Genomic DNA, 20,250 nt, shown 5'->3' with positions numbered 1-20,250 from the left:
TCCTCTTACCTCAGCAATTCTGGAATTGGCGCGGAGAACGCTCCGGGCGCCCGGCCTCGGGCCGGATCAGGAATTCTCGGACCACTGCGACGATCCCGGCAGGCTGGACGAACTGGGCGCGGTCCTGCGGACCGTGTTCGCCGTGGATCTGCCGGCCGGTGGACTCCGCGGCGAGGACACCGCGGCGGCGTTGGCCGAGCGCACCGCACGAGGACGTCCCCGTCACCGCGGGCACGAGGTCGTAGCCGGCTCCGCGCCGCGGGACGGCGCCACGACGGAGGCCTCGTTCGGCCAGAGCGGCATCTGGCTCATCGACCAGTACCTCCCCACGCCGGAGGCGTACAACGGGCCGTTCCTGGTCCGGCTGCCGTTCCGGCTCGACGGGGAACAGCTGCGCCGCTCCGTCGCCGGGGTACTGCGCCGGCAGGAAGTGCTGCGCACCACCTACGCGTTGCGCGACGCCCGGCTCCTCCAGGTCGTCTCGGACGACGACACGGCCTTCCACTACCGCGTCGAGCACTACGGCGACGAGAAGGAACTGGACGCCGTCGCCCAGCAGGTGGCGAACGTCCGCTTCGACCTGGAGCACGGGCCGGTGACCTCGGTGGCCTGCGCGCTCGGGCCGGGCGAGGAGAGCACGATCGTCTGCAACATCCACCACATCGCGTCCGACGCCGCCTCGGCCGGAGTCTTCCTGCGCGAACTCCTCGACGCCTACGACCGCATCGGGCGGGGTCTGCCCGTGGAGGCCGTACCCGGCCGCCCGGACTACGCGGACTTCGCACACGGGCACAGGGAGCACCTGACGCCGTGCCGGACCGAGGAGCTCCTCGACGAGTGGGAAGACCGGCTGGCAGGGGAACTGCCCGTGCTCGACCTCCCGGCGGACCGTCCGCGGCCCGCGGCACAGGAACACCGGGGGGCCACCGTGCCCCTGCGGGTTCCGGCCGAGGTGACGGAGCGGCTGGAGCGGCTGGCGGAACGCGAGGGCGTGACGCTGTTCATGGCCCTGCTCGCCGTGTACGGCGTGTTCCTCAGCAAGCTGACGCGTCAGGAGCGCGTGCTCGTCGGCTCCCCGGTCTCGCTGCGCGACGACCCGCAGACCCGTGATCTCATCGGGTATTTCGTCAACATGGTCGTACTGCGCCAGGACGTCTCGGGCGCGATGAGTGTGCGCGAGGTCCTGGCGCAGGCGCGCGAGGAGGTCACCGACGCACTGCGGCTGAAGTGGGCTCCCTTCGACAAGGTCGTCGAGCGTCTGAGGCCCGAGCGCAACAGCGGCCACACCCCCGTCGTCCAGACGATGCTCGTGCTGACCGACCCGGGTTCCGCGCAGTGCGCCCACGACGGCACCCCGCTGCCGATCCGGCGCGACATGGCGCACGGCGCGAAGTACGACCTGTCCGTGGTGTTCGCACGGGAGGAGGACGGGCTGCACGGCACGCTCGAGTACGACGCGCACCTCTTCGACGCGTCCACGGCGAGGCTGATGGCCGAGCGTCTGGGCCGGCTGGCGGGCCGGATCGCGGCCGCCGGGCCCGACGCCCTCGTCCGCGATCTCGGCCTGATGTCCGACGAGGAGGAGCGGGACCTGCTGGCCCGCGACGACATGGTGGACCCGGGCGCGCGCCCCGTGCCGGTGGGCGAGCTGTTCGAGCGGCAGGTGTCGGCCACGCCGGATGCCGTCGCGGTGACGGACGGCGGACGCTCGTGGACGTACCGGGAGCTGGACGAACGGGCCAACCGGCTCGCCCGCGTCCTGATCGAGGAGGGGGCGGGGCCGGGCCGCCGCGTCGGCATCAGCCTGCCGCGCTCGGTCGACATGGTCGTCGGGCTGCTCGGTGTCGTGAAGTCGGGGGCCTCCTACGTCCCGGTGGACCCGTCCTACCCGCCGGAGCGGGTGGCGTACGTCCTCGGCGACTCCGGCGTCTTCCTCGTGCTCACCGACAGCACGGTCGGCGCGGAACTCCCACCCGGTACCCGGCTGTTCGAGATCGACCGGGAAGCGGACCGTACGGCCGCCGCCGATCCCGCGACACCGGGCCGGACGAGGACACCCGACGACGAGATCTACATGGTCCACACCTCCGGGTCGACCGGCGCCCCGAAGGGGGTCGTCATCCGGGACCGCACGGTGGGCAATCTGATCGGCGCCCAGCACCGCGTCTCCCCGTGCGGGGCCGAGGGCGTCACGTTGCAGTACATGACGCTCTCCTTCGACGTCTCCGTGATGGAGATCCTGGGGACGCTGTGCGTGGGCGGGACGCTCGCCCTGATCCCTGGAGAGCTCCGGAAGGACCTGCACCGGCTGGCCGCGTTCGTGGCCGAGCACGAGGTCACGCGCCTGTACCTGCCCTACATCGCGCTCCAGCGGTTCGCCGCGATAGCGGTCGCGGAGGGCCTGCGGTGCGAGGCGCTGCGCGAGGTCACGTCCGTGGGCGAGGCGCTCGTCGTCTCCCCGCAGATCCGTGAGTTCTTCTCCCGGCACCCCCGGGCGCGGCTGCTGAACATGTACGGCCCGTCCGAGACGCATCTGGCGACCTGGCACGAACTGTCAGGCGACCCCGCCGGGTGGCCCGAGGCCCCGGCCATCGGCCGTCCCGTCGAGGGGATGCGGCTGCGCGTCCTCGGCCCCGACGGGGAACTCCTGCCTCCCGGGGTCACGGGCGAGCTGTACATCGGCGGCCCGCACCTCTCGCCCGGTTACCACGCCAGGCCCGAGGAGACGGCGCTGCGCTTCGTCGCCGATCCGTACGGCGGGGCGGACGACCTCCTCTACCGCACGGGTGACCTCGTACGGTGGAACGCCCGCGGCGACCTGGAGTACCTGGGCCGCGCCGACGACCAGATCAAGATCCGCGGGTACCGCATCGAACCCACCGAGGTCGAGGCCGCCCTCGACGCACTCGACGGGGTGAAGAGCTCGGCGGTGGTGGCGGTCGGGTTCGGAGCGGGTGACCGGCGGCTGGCCGCCGCGGTCACGGAGGACGGTGCCGAGGACGACGTGCGGCTGCGGGCCGCTCTGGCCGCGCGGCTCCCGGAGTACATGGTGCCCGCGCACATCGTCCGCATGGACCGGCTCCCCACCTCCCCGAGCGGAAAGATCGACCGGGGCCAACTGGCCGCCAGGCTCGCCGGCGAACTGCGCGACCGCGCGGACGCCCGCGCCGGGGCGGTGGAGCAGCCGAGGGCGGGAACCGAGCGCGAGATCGCCGACGAGTGGTCGGACGTGCTGGGCGGCGGTCTCCCGGGGCGGGACGACGACTTCTTCACGCTGGGCGGCAACAGCATCATCGCCACCGAACTGGTCTACCGTCTGAGGCGGTTGTACGACATCGACATTCCGCTGCGGACCCTGTTCGACAACCCCACGGTCGCCGGCATGGCCGCGCGCGTCGAGGAACGGCGCGCCGGTGACACCACGGCGTTCCCGGCTCCCGCGGCCGACCTGAGCGGCGATGTGACGCTGCCCGACACCGTACGGGCCGACGGCCGCGACACGGTCCCGCCGGCCGACGCCACGGAGTTCCTGCTGACCGGCGCGACCGGCTTCCTCGGCAGTTTCCTCCTGCGGGACCTGGCGGCCGCCCCCGGCCGCACGGTCACCTGCCTGGTGCGTGCGGCCGATGCGCGGGCCGCCCTGGAACGGCTGCGTACGACAGCCGCCGAGTACCGCATCGCGGACGACATCGCCTGGGAGCGGGTGCGCGCCGTACCCGGGGACCTCGCCCGCGCGCGCATGGGACTGTCCGACGCGGACCACGGGGAGTTGAGCGCCTCGGTCCAGGTGGTCTACCACGCGGCGGCGCACATCAACTTCGTCCTCCCGTACGCCTCGGTGAAGCCCACCAACGTCGACGGCATGCGCTCCGTGCTGGAGTTCGCCTCCACGGGGCGGCTCAAGCCGGTGCACCACATGTCGACCATCGCGGTGTTCGCGCCCGGCCGGGGAGACGGGCCGATCACCGAGGAGGCCGTGCCCGATACCAGCGAGGGACTCGGCATCGGCTACACCCGGAGCAAGTGGGTCGCCGAGGGGATCGCGCGGCTGGCGCGTGAACGCGGGCTGCCCGTGACCGTCTACCGCATCGGCCGGGTCTCCGGGGACAGCGTCACCGGTGCCTGTCAGGCCGACGACTTCCTGTGGCGCCAGATCAAGAGCTTCATCGAGCTCGGCTCGGCCCCGCCCGCCAAGGAACTGACGACGGATCTGCTGCCGGTGGACTTCGTGAGCCGGGCCGTCGTCGCGCTCTCCGCCGATCCCTCCGCCGACGGCGCGACGTTCCACCTCTTCCACCCGCGCGGCTCCGACTTCACCCCGGTGCACGCCGCCGTGCGCGCGTGCGGCTACCCGCTGGACACGGTGCCGGCCGACGAGTGGCTGACGCGTCTGGAGGAGTCGGCCCGCCGCCCCGGGGGCAACGCCCTCGCCGCGGCCGTCCCGCTGTTCCGCGAAGGCGCGCTGGAGCTCGGTGAGAACACGTACGCCAACGAGACGACGTCCCGGCTGCTGCGACGTCTGGGGCTGCACTACCCCGACATCGACCGCCGGTCCCTCTCCCGCATGATCCGCTACTTCGGCTCGACGGGCCGGCTGGCCGGCCCGCAGCACGCGCGGCAGACCGCGTAGGGCAGCCGTTCAGCGGCTCTTCCGTCCCAGACATCCGCAGGCGTCCACCCCACGGGCCGCCTCAGAGCGAAGGCCGACAGCATGTCCCGAAATCCCTTGCCGAGCGCCGAGCACGATCCCTTGATCGCGTCGATGGTGGCCGGGCTGACGGCCCGTCAACAGCCGCAGTGGCCCGACCGCTCCCTCCTCCCCCAGGTGCACGAACGTCTGGCCGGCGAGGCGCCCCTCGTCTCGTACGACAGCGTCAGGGCCCTGGGCGACCTGCTCGCCAGGGCCGCCGAAGGCGAGTTCTGCCTGCTCCAGGCCGGCGACTGTGTGGAGCTGACCACCGAGTGCGAACCGCGCGACATCGCCCGCAAGGTGGAGATGCTCGACGTGCTCGGGGACATCATGTGCACGAGCTCCGGACTGCCCGTCCTGCGCGTCGGACGGATAGCCGGCCAGTTCTCGAAGCCGCGGTCGCAGGACTGGGAGACCGTGTACGAGGACCGGCTCCCGGTGTTTCGGGGCCCCGTCGTCAACGCGCCGGACCCGCATCTGACGGCCCGTACCCCCGATCCGTCCCGCATCCTCGCGGGGATGAAGGCCGCCCGCTGCGCCGTCACCGCCATCGACGGGCTCGGGCGGGGCGAGGGCGCACCGCCCGAGGACCGGGTGTGGACCAGTCACGAGGCGCTCCTGCTGGACTACGAACTGCCCCAGGTCCGGCGGCACGGGGAGGGCGGCAGCTATCTGGCCTCCACCCACTGGCCCTGGATCGGCGAGCGCACCCGCCGGGCGGACGACGCGCACGTGCGGCTGATGGCCGAGCTGGACAACCCGGTGGCGTGCAAGATCGGTCCCGAGGCGACGACGGACGAGGTGCTGGCCGTGTGCGCGGTGCTCGACCCGCAGCGCACCCCGGGCAGGCTCACCCTCATCGCCCGGTTCGGCGCGGGGCAGGTCGCCCGGGTGGCACCGCTGGTGCGGGCGGTGAAGCAGGCCGGGCACCCCGTGCTGTGGATGTGCGACCCCATGCACGGGAACACCGTGAAGACTCCGGACGGCCTCAAGACGCGCAAGCTCGACGCGATCATGTCCGAGATCCGGCAGTGCGTCGACGTGGTGTCGGAGAACTCCGGGCGGTGCGCCGGGCTCCATCTGGAGGCGTCCCCCGACGACATCTCCGAGTGCGACGGTGCGGGCAGGTCCCCCGAGCCGGGCCCCGGATACCGGAGCCTGTGCGACCCCCGGCTCAGCCTCGTCCAGGCGGTGGCTGCCGCTGCTCACTGGCGTCTCCCCGTGGGAGCGGCGGCGTGAGCGCGGCTCCCGCGCCCGCCGTGCCGGCCTGGGCCCCCGAGGCGTTGCTGCCACCGCCGGGGAGGCCGTTCGCGGTGCTGCACCGGCCCGGGACCGCACATGAGGCGCCGGCCGAGATCCTCAGCGGTCCGGTCCGCCGCGCCGGCCACCTCGACGACCTTGGGCTGGACCGCCCCGGCCCGGCTGCCCCGGGAGCGGACGAGGCGAGCACCCTGGTGCTGGCGCCCTACCGGCAGATCCGCGAACGCGGCTTCGCCCACCCCGACGACCACGAACCACTGCTCGCCATGGAGGTCCGGGAGCAACGACGGTTACCGCTTGCCGAGTTGCTGGAGCGTCTGCCGGACCGGGCGCCGCAGGTCGAGGACCCCCGCTTCGACGTCGGTGACGACGCGTACGCGGCCGCGGTGGACAGCATCGTCCACCGCGAGATCCACCGCGGTGAGGGCTCCAACTTCGTGCTGGCCCGCAGTCTGCACGGCCGCATCCGCGACGTCGACCGGGCCGCCGCGCTGGCGGTGCTGCGCGGGCTGGTGACGGCCGAGACCGGCGCGTACTGGTCGTTCCTCGTGTTCACCGGCGACCGGTACCTGATCGGATCCACCCCGGAGCAGCAGGTGCGCGTCCGTGGTGACCGGGTCGAGATGAATCCGATCAGCGGGACCTACCGCTACCCGCGGACGGGTGCGGACCTGCCCGGGGTCCTGCGCTTCCTGCGCGACCCCAAGGAGACCGACGAGCTCTACATGGTGGTGGACGAGGAGCTCAAGATGATGACGTCCCTGTGCGGCCGGGACGTGCGGGTCGGCGGGCCCTCCCTGAAGTGGATGTCCCGGCTCGCACACACGGAGTACTACCTCTCGGGGCGCTCGGAGCGCCCGCTCGCCGAGATCCTGCGCACGACCATGCCCGCGCCGACCGTGACGGGCAGTCCGGTGGAGAACGCCTGCCGGGTGATCGAGCGGTACGAACCGCAGGGACGCGGCTACTACAGCGGGGTCATCGCCCTGCTGGGCCACGAGGGCGGGCAGCGCCGGCTGGACGCCGCCATCATGCTGCGCACGGCGGACCTCGGTACGGACGGCACGGTGCGGCTGACGGCGGGATCCACGGTGGTGCGGGAATCGGTGCCCGCCCAGGAGACGGCGGAGACCACGGCCAAGCTGTCCGGCCTGCTCGACGCGCTGTCCGGCCGGCGCACGGCGGACGCGCCCGTCCCGGTGCCCGCCGCCGGGCTGGCCGACGACCCGGCGGTGCGCGGCGCGCTGGCCGCGCGCAACGCCGGGCTGTCCTCGTTCTGGCTCGACGGGGCGGGGAGCCGTCCCCCGGACGTAGCGGGGACGGCGGTCACGATCGTCGACGCCGAGGACGGCTTCACCTCGATGCTCGCCTACCAGTTGAGGTCGCTCGGGTGCGCGGTGCGCCTGGTGCCGTGGCATCGCGCCGGGGAAGACGCCGGGGCCGGTGGCGCCTCCGGCGCCCGGGGCGTCGTCCTGCTCGGCCCGGGGCCCGGCGATCCGCGGGACGCGTCGAACGCACGCGTGCGCGCCCTGCGGGCGGTGGCCGCCGAGCGGCTCGCCGGGGAGCGGCCGCTCGCCGCCGTCTGTCTCGGGCACCAGATCGTGTGCACCCTCCTGGGACTGCCCGTCGCCGAGCTGCCCGACCCGGCGCAGGGCAGGCGGCTGCGGATACCGCTGTGGGGCAGGACGCGCACGGCCGGCTTCTACAACAGCTTCTCGGCGCGCGCCCCCGGCGACCGGGTCCGGCGGCCCCCGTCCGGCCCGGCCGTCCAGGTGCAGCGCCTCGGGGACGAGGTCATCGCCCTGCGCGGCCCGGCCCTGTCCACCATCCAGTTCCACGCGGAGTCGTTCCTGACCGAGGACGGCCCCGGCATCCTGGCCGGCCTGCTGACCGGTGCTCAGGCACCGGCGAGGGCGCGCCGGGCGACCGTCCACGAGAGCAGGGGTACCCATGAACATGCCTGACGGAGGCGTGCGCACCGCGCCCCGGCCGATCGACCCGCGCGCGCTGCGCAGTTGTATGGGCCAGTTCGCCACCGGGGTCACCGTGATCACCTGCCGGCGGGGCGACATCGTCCACGGCACGACGGTCAACGCGTTCACCTCGGTGTCGCTGGACCCGCCCCTGGCGCTGGTGGCCCTGGACCGGCGCAGTCGCGCGGGTGCGCTGCTGCGGGAGGACGGCGGGTACGTCATCAACATCCTCGACGAGACGCAACGCGATCTCGCCATGCACTTCGCGGGCCGCCCGATGCCGGGCCCGGTCCCGTGGGTGGACGAGAGCGGACCGCATCCGCGGCTCGCCGGCACGGTGGCCCACCTCGTCTGCCGCCCCTTCCAGGTGCACGACGGAGGCGACCACACGCTGCACCTGGGCCGCGTCGACGCGTTCGAGAGCCGTCCGGGACGGCCGCTGCTGTTCCATCGCGGTGCCTTCCCCGAGCTGGCACCGGACGGGAGCGACGAGGCCTGGTCGCAGTGTCTGGACGGCATGGACCCGGTGGAGCACCTCCACGCACGTGACGAAACCGACGAGACGAGGGACTGACGCACATGACGGAGAAGGACGATGTGACCGGCACGGCGGCGGACTCCGGGGACCGGACGGACGCGGCGCCGCGCCGTGCGACCCGGCCGATGACCGGTGACGAGTACCTGGAGAGCATCCGCGACGGCAGGGAGATCTGGGCGTACGGGGAACGGGTCGACGACGTCACGAAGCACCCGGCGTTCCGCAACACCGCGCGGATGACGGCACGTCTGTACGACGCCCTGCACGACCCCGAGCACCACGACACACTGACCACGCCCACCGACACCGGCAGCGACGGCTTCACGCACAAGTTCTTCCGCGTGCCGCGCACGGTGGAGGACATGGTCGGGGACCGTGACGCGATCGCCCGGTGGGCCCGGCTGACCTACGGCTGGATGGGCCGGAGCCCGGACTACAAGGCCAGCTTCCTGGTGACGCTGGGCGCGAACCCGGAGTACTACGGGGAGTTCGCGGACAACGCGCGGCGCTGGTACACCGAGGCGCAGGAGCGGGTGCTCTTCTGGAACCACGCGGTGATCAACCCGCCGGTGGACCGCCACCGGCCGTCGGACGAGGTCGACGACGTGTTCGTGCACGTCGAGAAGGAGTGCGACGACGGCCTCGTGGTCAGCGGGGCGAAGGTGGTGGCCACGGGGTCGGCCCTGACCCACTTCAACTTCGTGGCGCACTACGGACTGCCGGTGAAGAAGAAGGAGTTCGCCCTGGTGGCCACGCTGCCCATGGCAGCGCCGGGCGTGAAGCTGATCTGCCGTCAGTCCTACGAGCTGGCCGCGAACCGCATGGGCAGTCCGTTCGACTACCCGCTGTCGAGCCGGCTGGACGAGAACGACACCGTCTTCATCCTGGACAAGGTGAAGATCCCCTGGGAGAACGTCTTCATCTACGGCGACACGGCGAAGGCCGGCACCTTCCTGAACACGTCCGGATTCACGCACCGGCTGACGTTCCACGGCGTCACCCGGCTCGCGGTCAAGCTCGATTTCCTGGCCGGTCTGCTGCTCAAGGGACTGGACGTGACCGGGACGAAGGATTTCCGGGGAATACAGACGCGGGTCGGCGAGGTCCTCGCCTGGCGCAACATGTTCTGGGGCCTCAGTGACGCGATGGCACACAATCCCCATGCATGGCACGACGACGGGCTGCTGCCGAACCTGGATTACGGCATGGCGTACCGCTGGTTCATGACCATCGGATATCCGCGGGTACGCGAGATCATTCTGCAGGATCTCAGCAGCGGTCTCATCTATCTGAACTCGCACGCGAAGGATTTCCAGAACCCCGAGCTGCGCCCGCACCTGGACCGGTACATGCGGGGTTCGAACGGATACGACTCGGTGGAGCGGGTCAAGCTGATGAAACTGATCTGGGATTCCGTGGGAACGGAGTTCGCGGGGCGGCACGAACTGTACGAGCGCAACTACTCGGGCAACCACGAGAACGTGCGCATCGAGCTCCTGATGGCCCAGACCGCCTCCGGCCAGATCGACGGCTACCGGGGCTTCGCGGAGGAGTGCATGGCGGAGTACGACCTCGACGGCTGGACCGCTCCCGACCTGATCGGGCCCGACCGGACATGAGGACCGGGGCGGCGGACCACGTCCGGGGGCGGCCGGCGGCCGGTGTCCGGCCCGCCGCCGCCCCCGCGGTGCGTCAGGGCAGGATCAGCGCCAGGGTGAACCCGTCGTACCCCTTGCTGCCCACCGTCTGGATCGAGGTGGCGCTGACCCGGGGCTCGGCGGCCAGCATCTCGTGGAACCGCCGCATCCCCCGGACGCCTCCGTCCTGGTCGGCGGTCCCGGCGACGGCCCCGCCGAGCACGACGTTGTCGACGACGATCACCCCGCCGGGGCGGGAGAGTTCGAGCGCCCAGGTGAAGTACTCCGGGGTGTCGGGCTTGTTGGCGTCGATGAAGACGAGGTCGAACGGCGGCCCGCCGTCCTTCGCGAGGGCGGGCAGGATGTCGAGCGCCCTGCCCACGTGCTGCTCGACGACGTCGGCGACGCCGGCCCTTTCGATGTGTCCGGCGGCCGCCTCGGCGAACGACCGCTCCCACTCGACGGTGACCAGCCGCCCGCCCGGGGGAAGCGCCCGGGCGAGCCAGATGGTGCTGTACCCGCCGAAGGTGCCTATCTCGAGAATGCGACCGGCCCCCTGGATACGGGCCAGCAGGTGCAGCAGTTTCCCCTGGGACCGGGAGACCCCGATATCAGGAAGGTCGAATGCGACATGTGCCTGGGCGGCGGCAGCCAGTGCCGGGTCCTCGTCGCCGAGAACCGCGTCGAAGTAGTCGTCCACCGCGCTCCACTGATTCTGTGTCATGACACCAGTATTCCTCCGGAAGGGGGGCACCAGGCAAGCGTTCAAGGAACTTTTTCCGGTCGGAAGCGACGATATTCATGAAGCTCTCGTCCCTTTGTTTTGGGCTGCCCCGAAATTGTTGCCCGTGACATCTGGACAACCCACGCGAAAACTTGAGCAATCCCCTTCCGTTACTTGACCTGATTTCCGGGAAATCGCTAGCCTGAATAAGGAAAAGAACAATGATGATCGATCTGTTCCGGAACGAGAGGAGCGCAGTACCTTGCCCCCGAACCCGACCGCGGCCGAGCGCCCGACGGACCTCGACCTCATACCGGAGCTCCATCACGTAGGAGTGCAGACGGCCGATCTCGACAACTGCCTCGGCTGGTACCGGGAGTTCTTCGGCTGCCGGCCGAACTGGACCCTGGACACGTTCTCCGACCTCACGCTGAGCCGTCTGCCCGGCATCACCCGGCTGACCGAGCTGGCGGTGGCAGGCCTGCGCTTCCACCTCTTCGAACGCGCCGGGCACGACGACGTCCTGCCCGGCGGCAACACCCGCCAGTTCCAGCACATCTGCCTGTCCACCGGCTCGGCCGAGGAGCTGCGGGCCTGGCGTGACCGCTGGATCCACCTGTACGACTCCGGCCGCTACACCTTCGCCGGCGAGGAACAGCCCACCGACATCGTCACCGACGCGGACGGCGTGCAGAGCTGCTACGTGCTGGACGTCAACGGGCTGGAGTTCGAGTTCGCCTACGTCCCGCCAGGAGGAGACCGATGAACACGCGCGTCCACCGCACCGTGACCGAACTGCCCGTGCCCGACGGCTGGGACTTCGGGGACTTCCCGTACGGCCTGGAGCCGCTGACGCTGCCCGAGCCGCCGACGCCCGAGGCCGGGTACGGCATGCCCGACGTGCTGCCGGCCGACGAGTCCCTCGTGGACCGGAGCACGTTCTGCCCCCGGGCGGGTGCGGCCCTCTCCACCACCGACTTCTCCCACCAGCTCTTCTGGTTCCGCTGGATCACGGGTCACCAGGCCACCTTCGCGGTCTGGCAGCTGACCGCGCACGCCCTGCACCAGGCCCGCGCCCGGACGGATCCCGCCCCGTCCCTGCGCGCGATGACGGACCTCACCGACGCCTACACCTCGATGCTGCTCTACACCAGCTCCTGCCCGTCCGACGTCTACGGCACGGTCATCCGGCCCAGCATGTACCTCCAGCACCGCAGCTTCAGCGGCACCTGGGCCCCGGACTTCGTGCCCGTACGGGGGCTGTTGAGGGGCAGGAAGCCGGAGTGGGAGAGCACACCCGAGAGCGAGCGGCTCCAGCGCGCCGTACGGACCTATCACACGGTGCACGCGGGGGTGGCGGCCAAGCTGGTGCCCGGCGGCCGGTCCCTGCTCCAGGAGTCCGCCGCGGAGGCCACGCCGACGCACCCCGAGACCCAGGCGCTGCTCTACGACCACTACTTCCTGACCCTGCGGGCGCCGGTCGGCACGGTGGAGCTGGTCGACCAGTTACGGAGCCGGCTGCGCGCGATCTCGCTCGACGTCGCGACCAACGGACTCTACCCGGGCCTCACCGCTGAGGAGGACGAGGCCTTCCCCCACGAGCTGCGGAGCACCGAGGTGCGGCGCTACGAGAGGGACTTCCCCCTGGCCCTGAGCCGGATCGACGTCGCCGCCCGGCAGCTCAAGCCGAAGGTGCTGCACACGACGGCCCGCTGACCGGCCGTCGCCGCAGAGGAATCCCGACACGGAACGGAGTGAGGACGAGTGCGTCACGGAGTGGTGATCCTGCCCGAACAACGCTGGTCGCAGGCGCGCGACCGGTGGGTACTGGCCGAGCGCCTCGGCTTCGACCATGCGTGGACCTACGACCAGTTGATGTGGCGCTGGCTGCGTGACGAACCCTGGTTCGCCTGTGTGCCCACCCTGGCGGCCGCTGCCGCCGTCACCTCGCGGATCACGCTGGGCACGATGGTCGCCACCCCCACCTACCGCCATCCGGTGACGCTGGCGAAGGAGCTGATGTCCCTGGAGGACATCGCCGGGGGCCGGTTCGTCTGCGGCCTGGGCGCCGGCGCGGGCGGCCTGGACGACCGGGTGGTGGACCCGGCCGAACGCACCCCGCGGCAACGCGCCGACCGTTTCGCCGAGTTCGTCGAGGCGCTGGACCTGCTGCTCACCGACCGGGTCTCCTCGTACACGGGCACCCACTACGACTTCCGCGACGTACCCGTCAACCCGGGATGCCTGACGCGCCCGCGGGTGCCGTTCGCCGTCGCCGCGACCGGGCCGCGCGGCATGCGGCTGGCCGCCCTGCAGGCGGAGACATGGGTCACCGCGGGCCCGCCGGGCCGCTTCGACGCCCTGCCCTACGAGAAGGCCCTGCCCGACATCGCCCGACAGCTGGAAGGCCTGGACGCCGCCTGCGCCGCGACCGGGCGCGACCCGGCCACGCTGAACCGGCTCCTGCTCACCGGCGCCCTGGTCGGCGGGGTGCTGGACTCCGTGGAGTCCTACCGGGACGCGGTGGGCCGGTTCGGCGAACTGGGCATCACCGACCTGGTCGTGCACTGGCCGCGCCCCTCCTTCCCGTACGCGGGCGATCCGCGCGTGCTGGAGGCCGTCGCGGAGGAGGTGCTCCTCCCCCGCCCGCGGACCACGGGCGCCGTCGCGGGACAGGACACCCCGGGTCGGAACGCCGGCTCTCAGGACACCACGGGGCACGGGCTCGACGAGGCAGGAGGCGGACGGTGATCGGGTACGAGATCGTCGACATGTTCACCGACGTCCCCTTCGACGGCTGCGCCCTCGCCGTCGTCCCCGACGCGAAAGGGCTGTCCGAGGCGGACATGCTCGCCGTCGCCCGGGAGACCGCCCTGACCGAGACGGCGTTCGTCCTCCCGCCCGAGCTGCCGGGATCGGCCTACCGCGTCCGGGTGATGACCCCGGCCGGGGAGTCGCCGTTCGGGGGGCACAGCGCCGTGGGTACGGCCAGTGTGCTGGTCCGGACCGGGCGGCTGGCGCCCGGCGAGGCGGTGCAGGAGTGCGGCGGACGGCAGCTCACCGTGACGGCCGGGCCGGACGGCTCCGCCCTGACCGTCGCGGGTACGCCCCTGCTGCGGCCCGAGTGGGACCCCGGCCCCCTCCTGGCGGCGTGCGGCCTGTCCGGGTCCGACCTCACCGCGCCACCCCACCTGACCGGCTTCGGACCGGCCTTCCACTTCCTGCCGGTCGGCGACGAGGCACTGGCCGGGGCGTCGGCCGACCTGACCGACCCGGTCTGGGAGGACTGCCCCGACGCCGTGCTCGTCGCCTACGACCACGAGAACCGGACCGCCCGGGTCCGGGTGTTCGCGCCCGGATACGGCATGCCCGAGGACCCGGCCTGCGCCTCCGCCGCCCTGGGACTCGGCGCCTGGCTGGCCCGGGAGAAGGCGCTGCCCGGCGCGGAGGGCCGGCACCCCTACCGGGTGCTCCAGGGCGAAGGGCTGGGCCGGCCGGCCACCCTCACCTGCGCCGTGGACCTGCGGGAGGGGCTGGCCACCGCCGCCACGGTCCACGGACGGGTCACCGCCACCGCGTCCGGCCGGCTGGCCGCACCGGGAAGGCCCTGACCACCGGGTCCGCCCGCCGAGAACCCGCACGAGGAGAAGGGACCTGTTCACGTGCTCTTCCGACCGGAACTGCACGGCACCCGCGGTGCCGTGGCGTCCACCCACTGGCTGGCGTCCACCGCCGGGATGTCCATGCTCGACCGGGGCGGCAACGCCTTCGACGCCGCGGCCGCCGCGGCCTTCGTCATCCAGGTGGTGGAACCGCACCTCAACGGGCCGGGCGGTGACGTGCCCATCCTCGCCCACCGCTCCGGGTCCGGCCGGGTCGACGTCGTCTGCGGGCAGGGGCCGATGCCCGCGGCGGCGACCGTCGACGCCTTCACGGGGCGGGGTCTGTCCGTGGTCCCCGCTTCCGGCCTGCTGCCGGCCGTCGTCCCCGGGGCCTTCGGCGCCTGGCTCCGGCTGCTGAAGGAGTACGGCACGCTGCCTCTGGAGGCCGTCCTGGAGCCCGCCGTGGGGTACGCGGAACGAGGCTACCCGCTGCTCCCCAAGGCGGCGGCGATGATCGGAGCGCTGTCGGACCTGTTCCGCGACACCTGGACGGAGTCGGGCCGCACCTACCTGAGGCGGGGTGCCGCCCCGCGGGCCGGGGAGCGGGTCACCAATCCCGTGCTGGCCCGGACCTTCCGGCGCATCATCAGTGAGGCGAAGGCAACAGGGCGCGACCGCGAGGGCGTGATCGACGCGGCGACGGAGGTGTTCTACACCGGCTTCGTGGCGGAGGCGATCGACACCTATCTGGCCAAGGCCGAGGAGATCGACTCCACCGGGCGCCGCAACGGCGGGCTGTTGACCGGGGCGGACATGGCCGCGTGGCGGCCGGGGCTGGAGCGGCCACTGAGCCTGGAGTACCGGGGCCGTACCGTGCACAAGGCGGGCCCGTGGTCGCAGGGCCCGGTCTTCCTCCAGCAACTGGCGCTGCTGGAGGGCTTCGACCTGGCGGCGATGCGGCCGGGGAGCGCCGCATACGTGCACACGGTGGTCGAGGCCGCCAAGCTCGCATTCGCCGACCGCGAGGCGTGGTTCGGCGACCCCGAGCACGGCGACGTGCCGATGCGCGCCCTGCTGGACCCCGCGTACACGGACGGGCGGCGGGCGCTCATCGGGTCCGAGGCGTCCGGGGAGCTGCGCCCCGGCAGGCCCGACGGACGCGAACCGCTGCTCCCGCCGCTCCACGACGGGAGCGCCGCACCGGCGGACCCGGCCTGGCTGGGTGAGCTGGAGCAGGGCATACCGGCCATCATGAAGCTGACCGCCTCCACCGGCGACACCTGCTGCGTCACCGCCACGGACGCCGCGGGCAACATGGTGGCGGCGACGCCCAGCGGCGGCTGGCTCAAGAGCTCTCCGGTGGTACCGGGGCTGGGCTTCCCCCTCGGCACCCGCGGGCAGATGGCGACACTGATGCCGGGTCACCCCAACACGCTGGCGCCGGGTAAGCGCCCGCGCACCACGCTCAGCCCGACCATGGTCCTGCGGGACGGGGAGCCGTGTCTGGCCTTCGGCACACCGGGCGGCGACCAGCAGGACCAGTGGACCCTGGGCTTCTTCCTCAACCACGTGGACCACGGCATGGGACCGCAGGCGGCCGTGGAGGCGCGGGCCTTCCACACCGACCACGTGCCCACGTCGTTCGCCCCGCGCCGGTTCCGCCCCGGGACCGTGGTGCTGGAGAGCGGCTGGCCGGCCGGGGAGGTGGAGCTCCTGCGGCGGCGGGGCCACGAGGTGGAGCTGGCACCCGACTACTCCCTGGGCAAGGTCTGCGCCACCGGCCCGGCCGGCGGCGGCCTGGTGCTCGGAGCGGCCAGCCCACGCGGCGCGCAGGCCTACGCCGTCGCCGGGTAGGAGGGAGTACGTGAAATGGTTTCCTCAGGGAAACCACCCGTCCAGCTGTGGAAGGGGCTGACATGGCGGCTCACCGGAAGACCGACCCCGAGGACTTCATCGTGCTGGGCGAGGCCCGGCAGAACAACCTCAAGGGCGTCGACCTGCGCATCCCGAAGAGAAAGCTGACCGTCTTCACCGGGGTCTCCGGGTCGGGGAAGTCCTCGGTGGTGTTCGACACCCTCGCGGTCGAGTCCCAGCGGCAGCTCAACGAGACCCTGCCGGCCTTCGTCCGTAACCGGATGCCCAAGTACGAGCGCCCGGAAGCCGAGGTGATGGAGAACCTGACCACGGCGATCGTCATCGACCAGCGGCAGGTCGGCGGCAACGCCCGCTCGACGGTCGGCACGATGACCGAGATCCTGCCGATGCTGCGGGTGCTCTTCTCCCGCGCGGGCAGCCCCGGCGCGGGCCCCTCCCACATGTACTCCTTCAACGATCCGCGCGGCATGTGCGAGGCCTGTCAGGGGCTCGGCACGACGGTCCGGCTGGAACTCGACCGGCTGCTCGACGAGAGCAAGAGCCTCAACGAGGGAGCCATCGGCTTCCCCTCGTTCGCGGTCGGCACCTTCCAGTGGCAGCTCTACGGCGAGTCCGGGCTCTTCGACCCGGACCTGCCGTTACGCGACTTCTCCGCGGAGGACCGCGAACTGCTGCTGCACGGCAAGGGGTTCACCGTCGACCGGGCCGGCCGCAACGGCGTGTACAAGAACGAGTACGAGGGGATCGTCGAGCGTTTCACCCGCAGGTACGTCAAGCCCGGCCTGGACCACGCGAAGGGCAAGGAGCGCGAGGCGATCGAACGGGTGGTGACGCGGGGCCCCTGCGCCGTCTGCCACGGCGGCCGGCTCAACGAGACGGCTCTCGCCTCGCGCATCGACGGGGACAACATCGCCGACTTCGCCGCGATGGAGATCACCGAGCTGATCGAGCGGCTCGTCCGAGTGGACACCCCGGCCGTCAAACCGGTGGTGGCGGGAGCACGGGCCGCGCTGGAACGCATCAGCTCCGTCGGGCTCGGCTACCTGTCGCTCGGGCGGCAGACCACCTCGCTGTCCGGCGGCGAGGCCCAGCGTCTCAAGATGGTGCGTCATCTGAGCAGCAGCCTGACGGGGCTCACCTACATCTTCGACGAGCCCAGCGTCGGCCTCCATCCACGCGACGTGCGCCGCATGAACGAGATCCTGCTCGCCCTGCGCGACAGGGGGAACACCGTGCTGGTCGTGGAGCACGACCGGGACGTCATCGCCATCGCCGACCATGTCGTCGACATGGGCCCCGGGGCCGGCCGCGACGGCGGCGAGGTGACGTTCGTGGGCACCCCGGCGGGCCTGCGCCGGTCCGCCACCGTGACCGGCGAGCAGCTGAGGCGCGTCCCTGGGCTCAAGGAGCGGTACCGCACCCCCACCGGCGCCCTGACCGTGCGCGACGCCGGTCTGCACAACCTGCGCGACGTCACGGTCGACATCCCCACCGGGGTGCTCACCGCGGTGACCGGTGTGGCCGGATCCGGCAAGAGCACGCTCGTCTCCCGGGTGTTCACCGCACAGCACCCCGGGGCCATCGTCATCGACCAGTCGTCGATCGGCATCTCCCCCCGCTCCAACCCGGCGACGTACACGGACGTCATGGACGTCCTGCGGCGGCGGTTCGCGCGTGCCTCGGGCGAGAAACCGGGCCTGTTCAGCTTCAACTCGGAGGGCGCCTGTCCGGAGTGCAAGGGCAAGGGTGTCATCGAGACGGACCTGGCCTTCATGGATCCGGTGACCACCGTGTGCGAGCGCTGCGACGGCCGGAGGTTCAACGACGAGGCCCTGCGCCACACCGTGGACGGCAGAACCGTCGTCGACGTCCTGGAGATGACCGCCGAGGAGGCTGCGGGCTTCTTCGACGACGCCACCGCCCTGCGGAAGCTGGCCCTCCTCACCGAGGTGGGGCTCGGCTACCTGACCCTGGGCCAGCCGCTTTCCAGCCTCTCAGGCGGTGAGCGGCAACGGCTCAAGCTCGCGCACCGTCTCAAGGAGACGGGGAGCGTCTACCTCTTCGACGAGCCGACCACCGGACTGCACATGAGCGACATCGGCCGGCTCCTGGAACTCTTCGACCGGCTCGTGGACGGCGACAACACCGTGGTCGTGATCGAGCACGACCTCGACGTGGTCAAGCATGCCGACTGGGTCGTCGATCTCGGCCCGGAGGCCGGCGCCCACGGGGGGCGTGTGGTCTTCGAGGGCACGCCCGCCGATCTGGTCCGGGCGAAGGGTTCGCACACGGGCAGCAGTCTCGCCGCGGACCTGCGCGACCGGAAGAACGCGTCGTCCTGACGTGCGGCCGAGGGCCGGCCCCCGCAGCACGTCCCCGCCGGAAGGAGTTCGCGATGCCTCTCATCCACGTCACTCTGCTGGACGGACGGTCGCCCGAGGAGGTGGCGTCCCTCGGGCGGGCGCTCACGGCCGCGGTGCACGAGACGCTCGGCACGCCGGTCGACGCCGTACGGGTGATCGTGGAGGAGGCGTCACCGGCCCACTGGTTCGTGGGCGGCAGGTCGGTGGCCGAGCGGCGCTCGGACTCCACGTGACCAGCCCTCTCGCGACCCGGTGCCGGAGGACTCCGGCGACGGGCCCCCCGGTCGCTCCGGCCGGGGGGCCCGTCGCGACATCCGCCGGATCAGTGCGCGGCGGCGCCGCGGAGCCGGCTGTCGGCGCGGGCGAACCGGTCGCGGACCAGCTCGACACGGTCAGGGGACCAGGAGGGCATGTCGTCCTGGGTGAGCCGCCCGCTGCGGGTGATCAGGTGGGCGTTGAACGCCTCCAGGCCGAGGTCGGTGTACCGGTCCAGTTCCTCGAACCACTCCTGGCTGATCCTCGCGGTGCGCTGCATGGACTCCACGTCCGGCCGGCGCTCCGCCTCGTAGGCGGTGAGGGCGTCGGGCACCGCTCCGTGTCCGTCGACCGCCAGGGCCAGGGAGAGGGCGTCCTCCATGGCCAGCCTGGTCCCCGATCCGATGGAGAAGTGCGTGGTGTGCGCGCTGTCCCCGAGGAGGGCGATGTTCCCGTGGCTCCAGCGCCGGTTGCGTACGACGGAGAAACGCGCCCACCGCGACCGGTTCGTCCGCAGCCCGTGGCCGTCCAGCACCCCGGCGAAGAATCCGGCGATCCGGCCGGCGTCGGCCGTGCCGTGGTCGTCCCGCCCGCCCCCCGGTGTGCCGGCGTCCCCGTCGGTGAACCCGGCGGCCTCCCGGACGTGGTCGTCGACCTCGGCGATGAACGTGCTGAGGCCGGGGGCGTACGGGTAGGCGTGCGCGTGCATGGGGCCGAACTCCGTCTCGGCGACGGCGAAGGTCAGAGCCGTGAAGGTCCGGTCGGTGCCGAGCCACAGGTACCGCGACCCGCGTGTGCCCCCTTCGGTTCCGAAGTCCTCGCGATGGGCCTCACGCGTCGAGGAGTTGACCCCGTCGGCGGCCACCACCAGGTCGTACGTCCCGGCCAGCAGCGCCGCTTCCGGGGCGCGGGTGCCGTAGCGGACGGTCACGCCCAGCTCCGCGCAGCGGGTGCGCAGCATGGTCAGCAGGACGCGCCGGCCGATCGCCGAGAAGCGGTAGCCCCCGTTGCGCATCACCTGGCCGCGGTGGTGGACGTCGATGCGGGACCACCGCGCGCACGCGGCGTCCAGGCGGGCGAACAGCCGGGGGTCGGCGGCCTCGATGCCGCCGAGCGCGCCCTCGGAGAGGACCACGCCGAAACCGAAGGTCTCGTCGGGGGCGCCGGCCTCCCAGACGTCGATCTCGCATCCGGGCCTGAGCCGCTTGAGGAGCGCGGCCGTGTAGAGGCCGCCGGGGCCGGCTCCGATGATCGCGATACGCATGACACCTCACTGGGAATCGGTCGGGTGGTTCGGCGGCGCGCGGGGCAGCCGAGGCGCCCGGCCCGTGGG

Annotated in this window: 14 protein-coding genes; 12 read left to right on the top strand and 2 right to left on the bottom strand. The window is 72.1% G+C overall.

The genetic code is table 11. The features are described from left to right. The first annotated feature begins 25 nt into the window (after positions 1 to 25). From ACFC51_RS15020 to ACFC51_RS15000, 5 genes are all read left to right on the top strand, one after another. Positions 26 to 4,630: an amino acid adenylation domain-containing protein gene (locus ACFC51_RS15020; RefSeq protein ID WP_376528955.1), complete on the top strand. Its 4,605-nt coding sequence runs from the start codon at positions 26 to 28 to the stop codon at positions 4,628 to 4,630. A gap of 81 nt (positions 4,631 to 4,711) precedes the next feature. After that, positions 4,712 to 5,929, top strand: a complete 1,218-nt coding sequence (locus ACFC51_RS15015) for a 3-deoxy-7-phosphoheptulonate synthase (RefSeq protein ID WP_376528953.1) — start codon at positions 4,712 to 4,714, stop codon at positions 5,927 to 5,929. Then, complete coding sequence (locus tag ACFC51_RS15010; RefSeq protein ID WP_376378472.1) at positions 5,926 to 7,914, top strand: anthranilate synthase family protein; 1,989 nt, start codon at positions 5,926 to 5,928, stop codon at positions 7,912 to 7,914. The genes ACFC51_RS15015 and ACFC51_RS15010 overlap by 4 nt, the downstream gene beginning before the upstream one ends. Then, entirely contained in the window at positions 7,901 to 8,497 is a 597-nt protein-coding gene (locus tag ACFC51_RS15005) for a flavin reductase family protein (RefSeq protein ID WP_376528952.1), read from the top strand. The genes ACFC51_RS15010 and ACFC51_RS15005 overlap by 14 nt, the downstream gene beginning before the upstream one ends. A gap of 5 nt (positions 8,498 to 8,502) precedes the next feature. After that, positions 8,503 to 10,080, top strand: coding sequence for a 4-hydroxyphenylacetate 3-hydroxylase family protein (locus ACFC51_RS15000; protein ID WP_376378478.1), 1,578 nt, complete (start codon positions 8,503 to 8,505; stop codon positions 10,078 to 10,080). 73 nt (positions 10,081 to 10,153) lie between these two features. Here the strand turns inward: ACFC51_RS15000 and ACFC51_RS14995 are convergent, their stop codons facing one another. Then, positions 10,154 to 10,822, bottom strand: coding sequence for an O-methyltransferase (locus ACFC51_RS14995; protein ID WP_376528950.1), 669 nt, complete (start codon positions 10,820 to 10,822; stop codon positions 10,154 to 10,156). A gap of 262 nt (positions 10,823 to 11,084) precedes the next feature. On the opposite strand from ACFC51_RS14995, the gene ACFC51_RS14990 reads away from it, so the two are divergent. The 7 genes from ACFC51_RS14990 to ACFC51_RS14960 all read left to right on the top strand — a co-directional run bounded on the left by ACFC51_RS14990 (position 11,085) and on the right by ACFC51_RS14960 (position 18,895). Next, a complete protein-coding gene (locus ACFC51_RS14990; protein WP_376378484.1) occupies positions 11,085 to 11,588 on the top strand; it encodes a VOC family protein in 504 nt (167 codons plus the stop codon). Beyond that, complete coding sequence (locus ACFC51_RS14985) at positions 11,585 to 12,538, top strand: hypothetical protein (RefSeq protein ID WP_376378487.1); 954 nt, start codon at positions 11,585 to 11,587, stop codon at positions 12,536 to 12,538. The genes ACFC51_RS14990 and ACFC51_RS14985 overlap by 4 nt, the downstream gene beginning before the upstream one ends. Positions 12,539 to 12,586: 48 nt before the next feature. Beyond that, entirely contained in the window at positions 12,587 to 13,573 is a 987-nt protein-coding gene (locus tag ACFC51_RS14980) for an LLM class flavin-dependent oxidoreductase (protein WP_376378490.1), read from the top strand. After that, a complete protein-coding gene (locus ACFC51_RS14975; protein ID WP_376378493.1) occupies positions 13,570 to 14,433 on the top strand; it encodes a PhzF family phenazine biosynthesis protein in 864 nt (287 codons plus the stop codon). Before ACFC51_RS14980 ends, ACFC51_RS14975 begins: the two co-directional genes overlap by 4 nt. Before the next feature lie 51 nt (positions 14,434 to 14,484). After that, the gene (locus ACFC51_RS14970) at positions 14,485 to 16,278 is read left to right on the top strand and encodes a gamma-glutamyltransferase family protein (protein ID WP_376528948.1); all 1,794 of its coding nucleotides are present in this window, start codon (positions 14,485 to 14,487) and stop codon (positions 16,276 to 16,278) included. 62 nt (positions 16,279 to 16,340) lie between these two features. Continuing rightward, a complete protein-coding gene (locus tag ACFC51_RS14965) occupies positions 16,341 to 18,641 on the top strand; it encodes an ATP-binding cassette domain-containing protein (RefSeq protein ID WP_376528946.1) in 2,301 nt (766 codons plus the stop codon). 53 nt (positions 18,642 to 18,694) lie between these two features. Further along, positions 18,695 to 18,895 (top strand): 2-hydroxymuconate tautomerase, encoded by a 201-nt coding sequence (locus ACFC51_RS14960; RefSeq protein WP_376378502.1) that lies wholly within the window; start codon positions 18,695 to 18,697, stop codon positions 18,893 to 18,895. A gap of 89 nt (positions 18,896 to 18,984) precedes the next feature. Here ACFC51_RS14960 and ACFC51_RS14955 read toward each other — a convergent pair whose 3' ends face one another. Next, positions 18,985 to 20,181 (bottom strand): FAD-dependent monooxygenase, encoded by a 1,197-nt coding sequence (locus ACFC51_RS14955; RefSeq protein ID WP_376528943.1) that lies wholly within the window; start codon positions 20,179 to 20,181, stop codon positions 18,985 to 18,987. Positions 20,182 to 20,250 lie beyond the last annotated feature (69 nt).

The sequence above is a fragment of the Streptomyces sp. NPDC055962 genome, from assembly GCF_042270185.1.
Classification (GTDB): domain Bacteria; phylum Actinomycetota; class Actinomycetes; order Streptomycetales; family Streptomycetaceae; genus Streptomyces.
The sequence above is the reverse complement of the archived record's forward strand: the minus strand, read 5'-3'. Positions and strand labels throughout refer to the sequence as shown.

Bases quoted from the DNA above. Each gene is read 5' to 3' on its own strand.
- ACFC51_RS15015 (WP_376528953.1), top strand. From the start codon at position 4,712: ATGTCCCGAAATCCCTTGCCGAGCGCCGAGCACGATCCCTTGATCGCG.
- ACFC51_RS15005 (WP_376528952.1), top strand. From the start codon at position 7,901: ATGAACATGCCTGACGGAGGCGTGCGCACCGCGCCCCGGCCGATCGAC.
- ACFC51_RS15000 (WP_376378478.1), top strand. From the start codon at position 8,503: ATGACGGAGAAGGACGATGTGACCGGCACGGCGGCGGACTCCGGGGAC.
- ACFC51_RS14995 (WP_376528950.1), bottom strand. From the start codon at position 10,822: ATGACACAGAATCAGTGGAGCGCGGTGGACGACTACTTCGACGCGGTT.
- ACFC51_RS14985 (WP_376378487.1), top strand. From the start codon at position 11,585: ATGAACACGCGCGTCCACCGCACCGTGACCGAACTGCCCGTGCCCGAC.
- ACFC51_RS14965 (WP_376528946.1), top strand. From the start codon at position 16,341: ATGGCGGCTCACCGGAAGACCGACCCCGAGGACTTCATCGTGCTGGGC.
- ACFC51_RS14960 (WP_376378502.1), top strand. From the start codon at position 18,695: ATGCCTCTCATCCACGTCACTCTGCTGGACGGACGGTCGCCCGAGGAG.
- ACFC51_RS14955 (WP_376528943.1), bottom strand. From the start codon at position 20,181: ATGCGTATCGCGATCATCGGAGCCGGCCCCGGCGGCCTCTACACGGCC.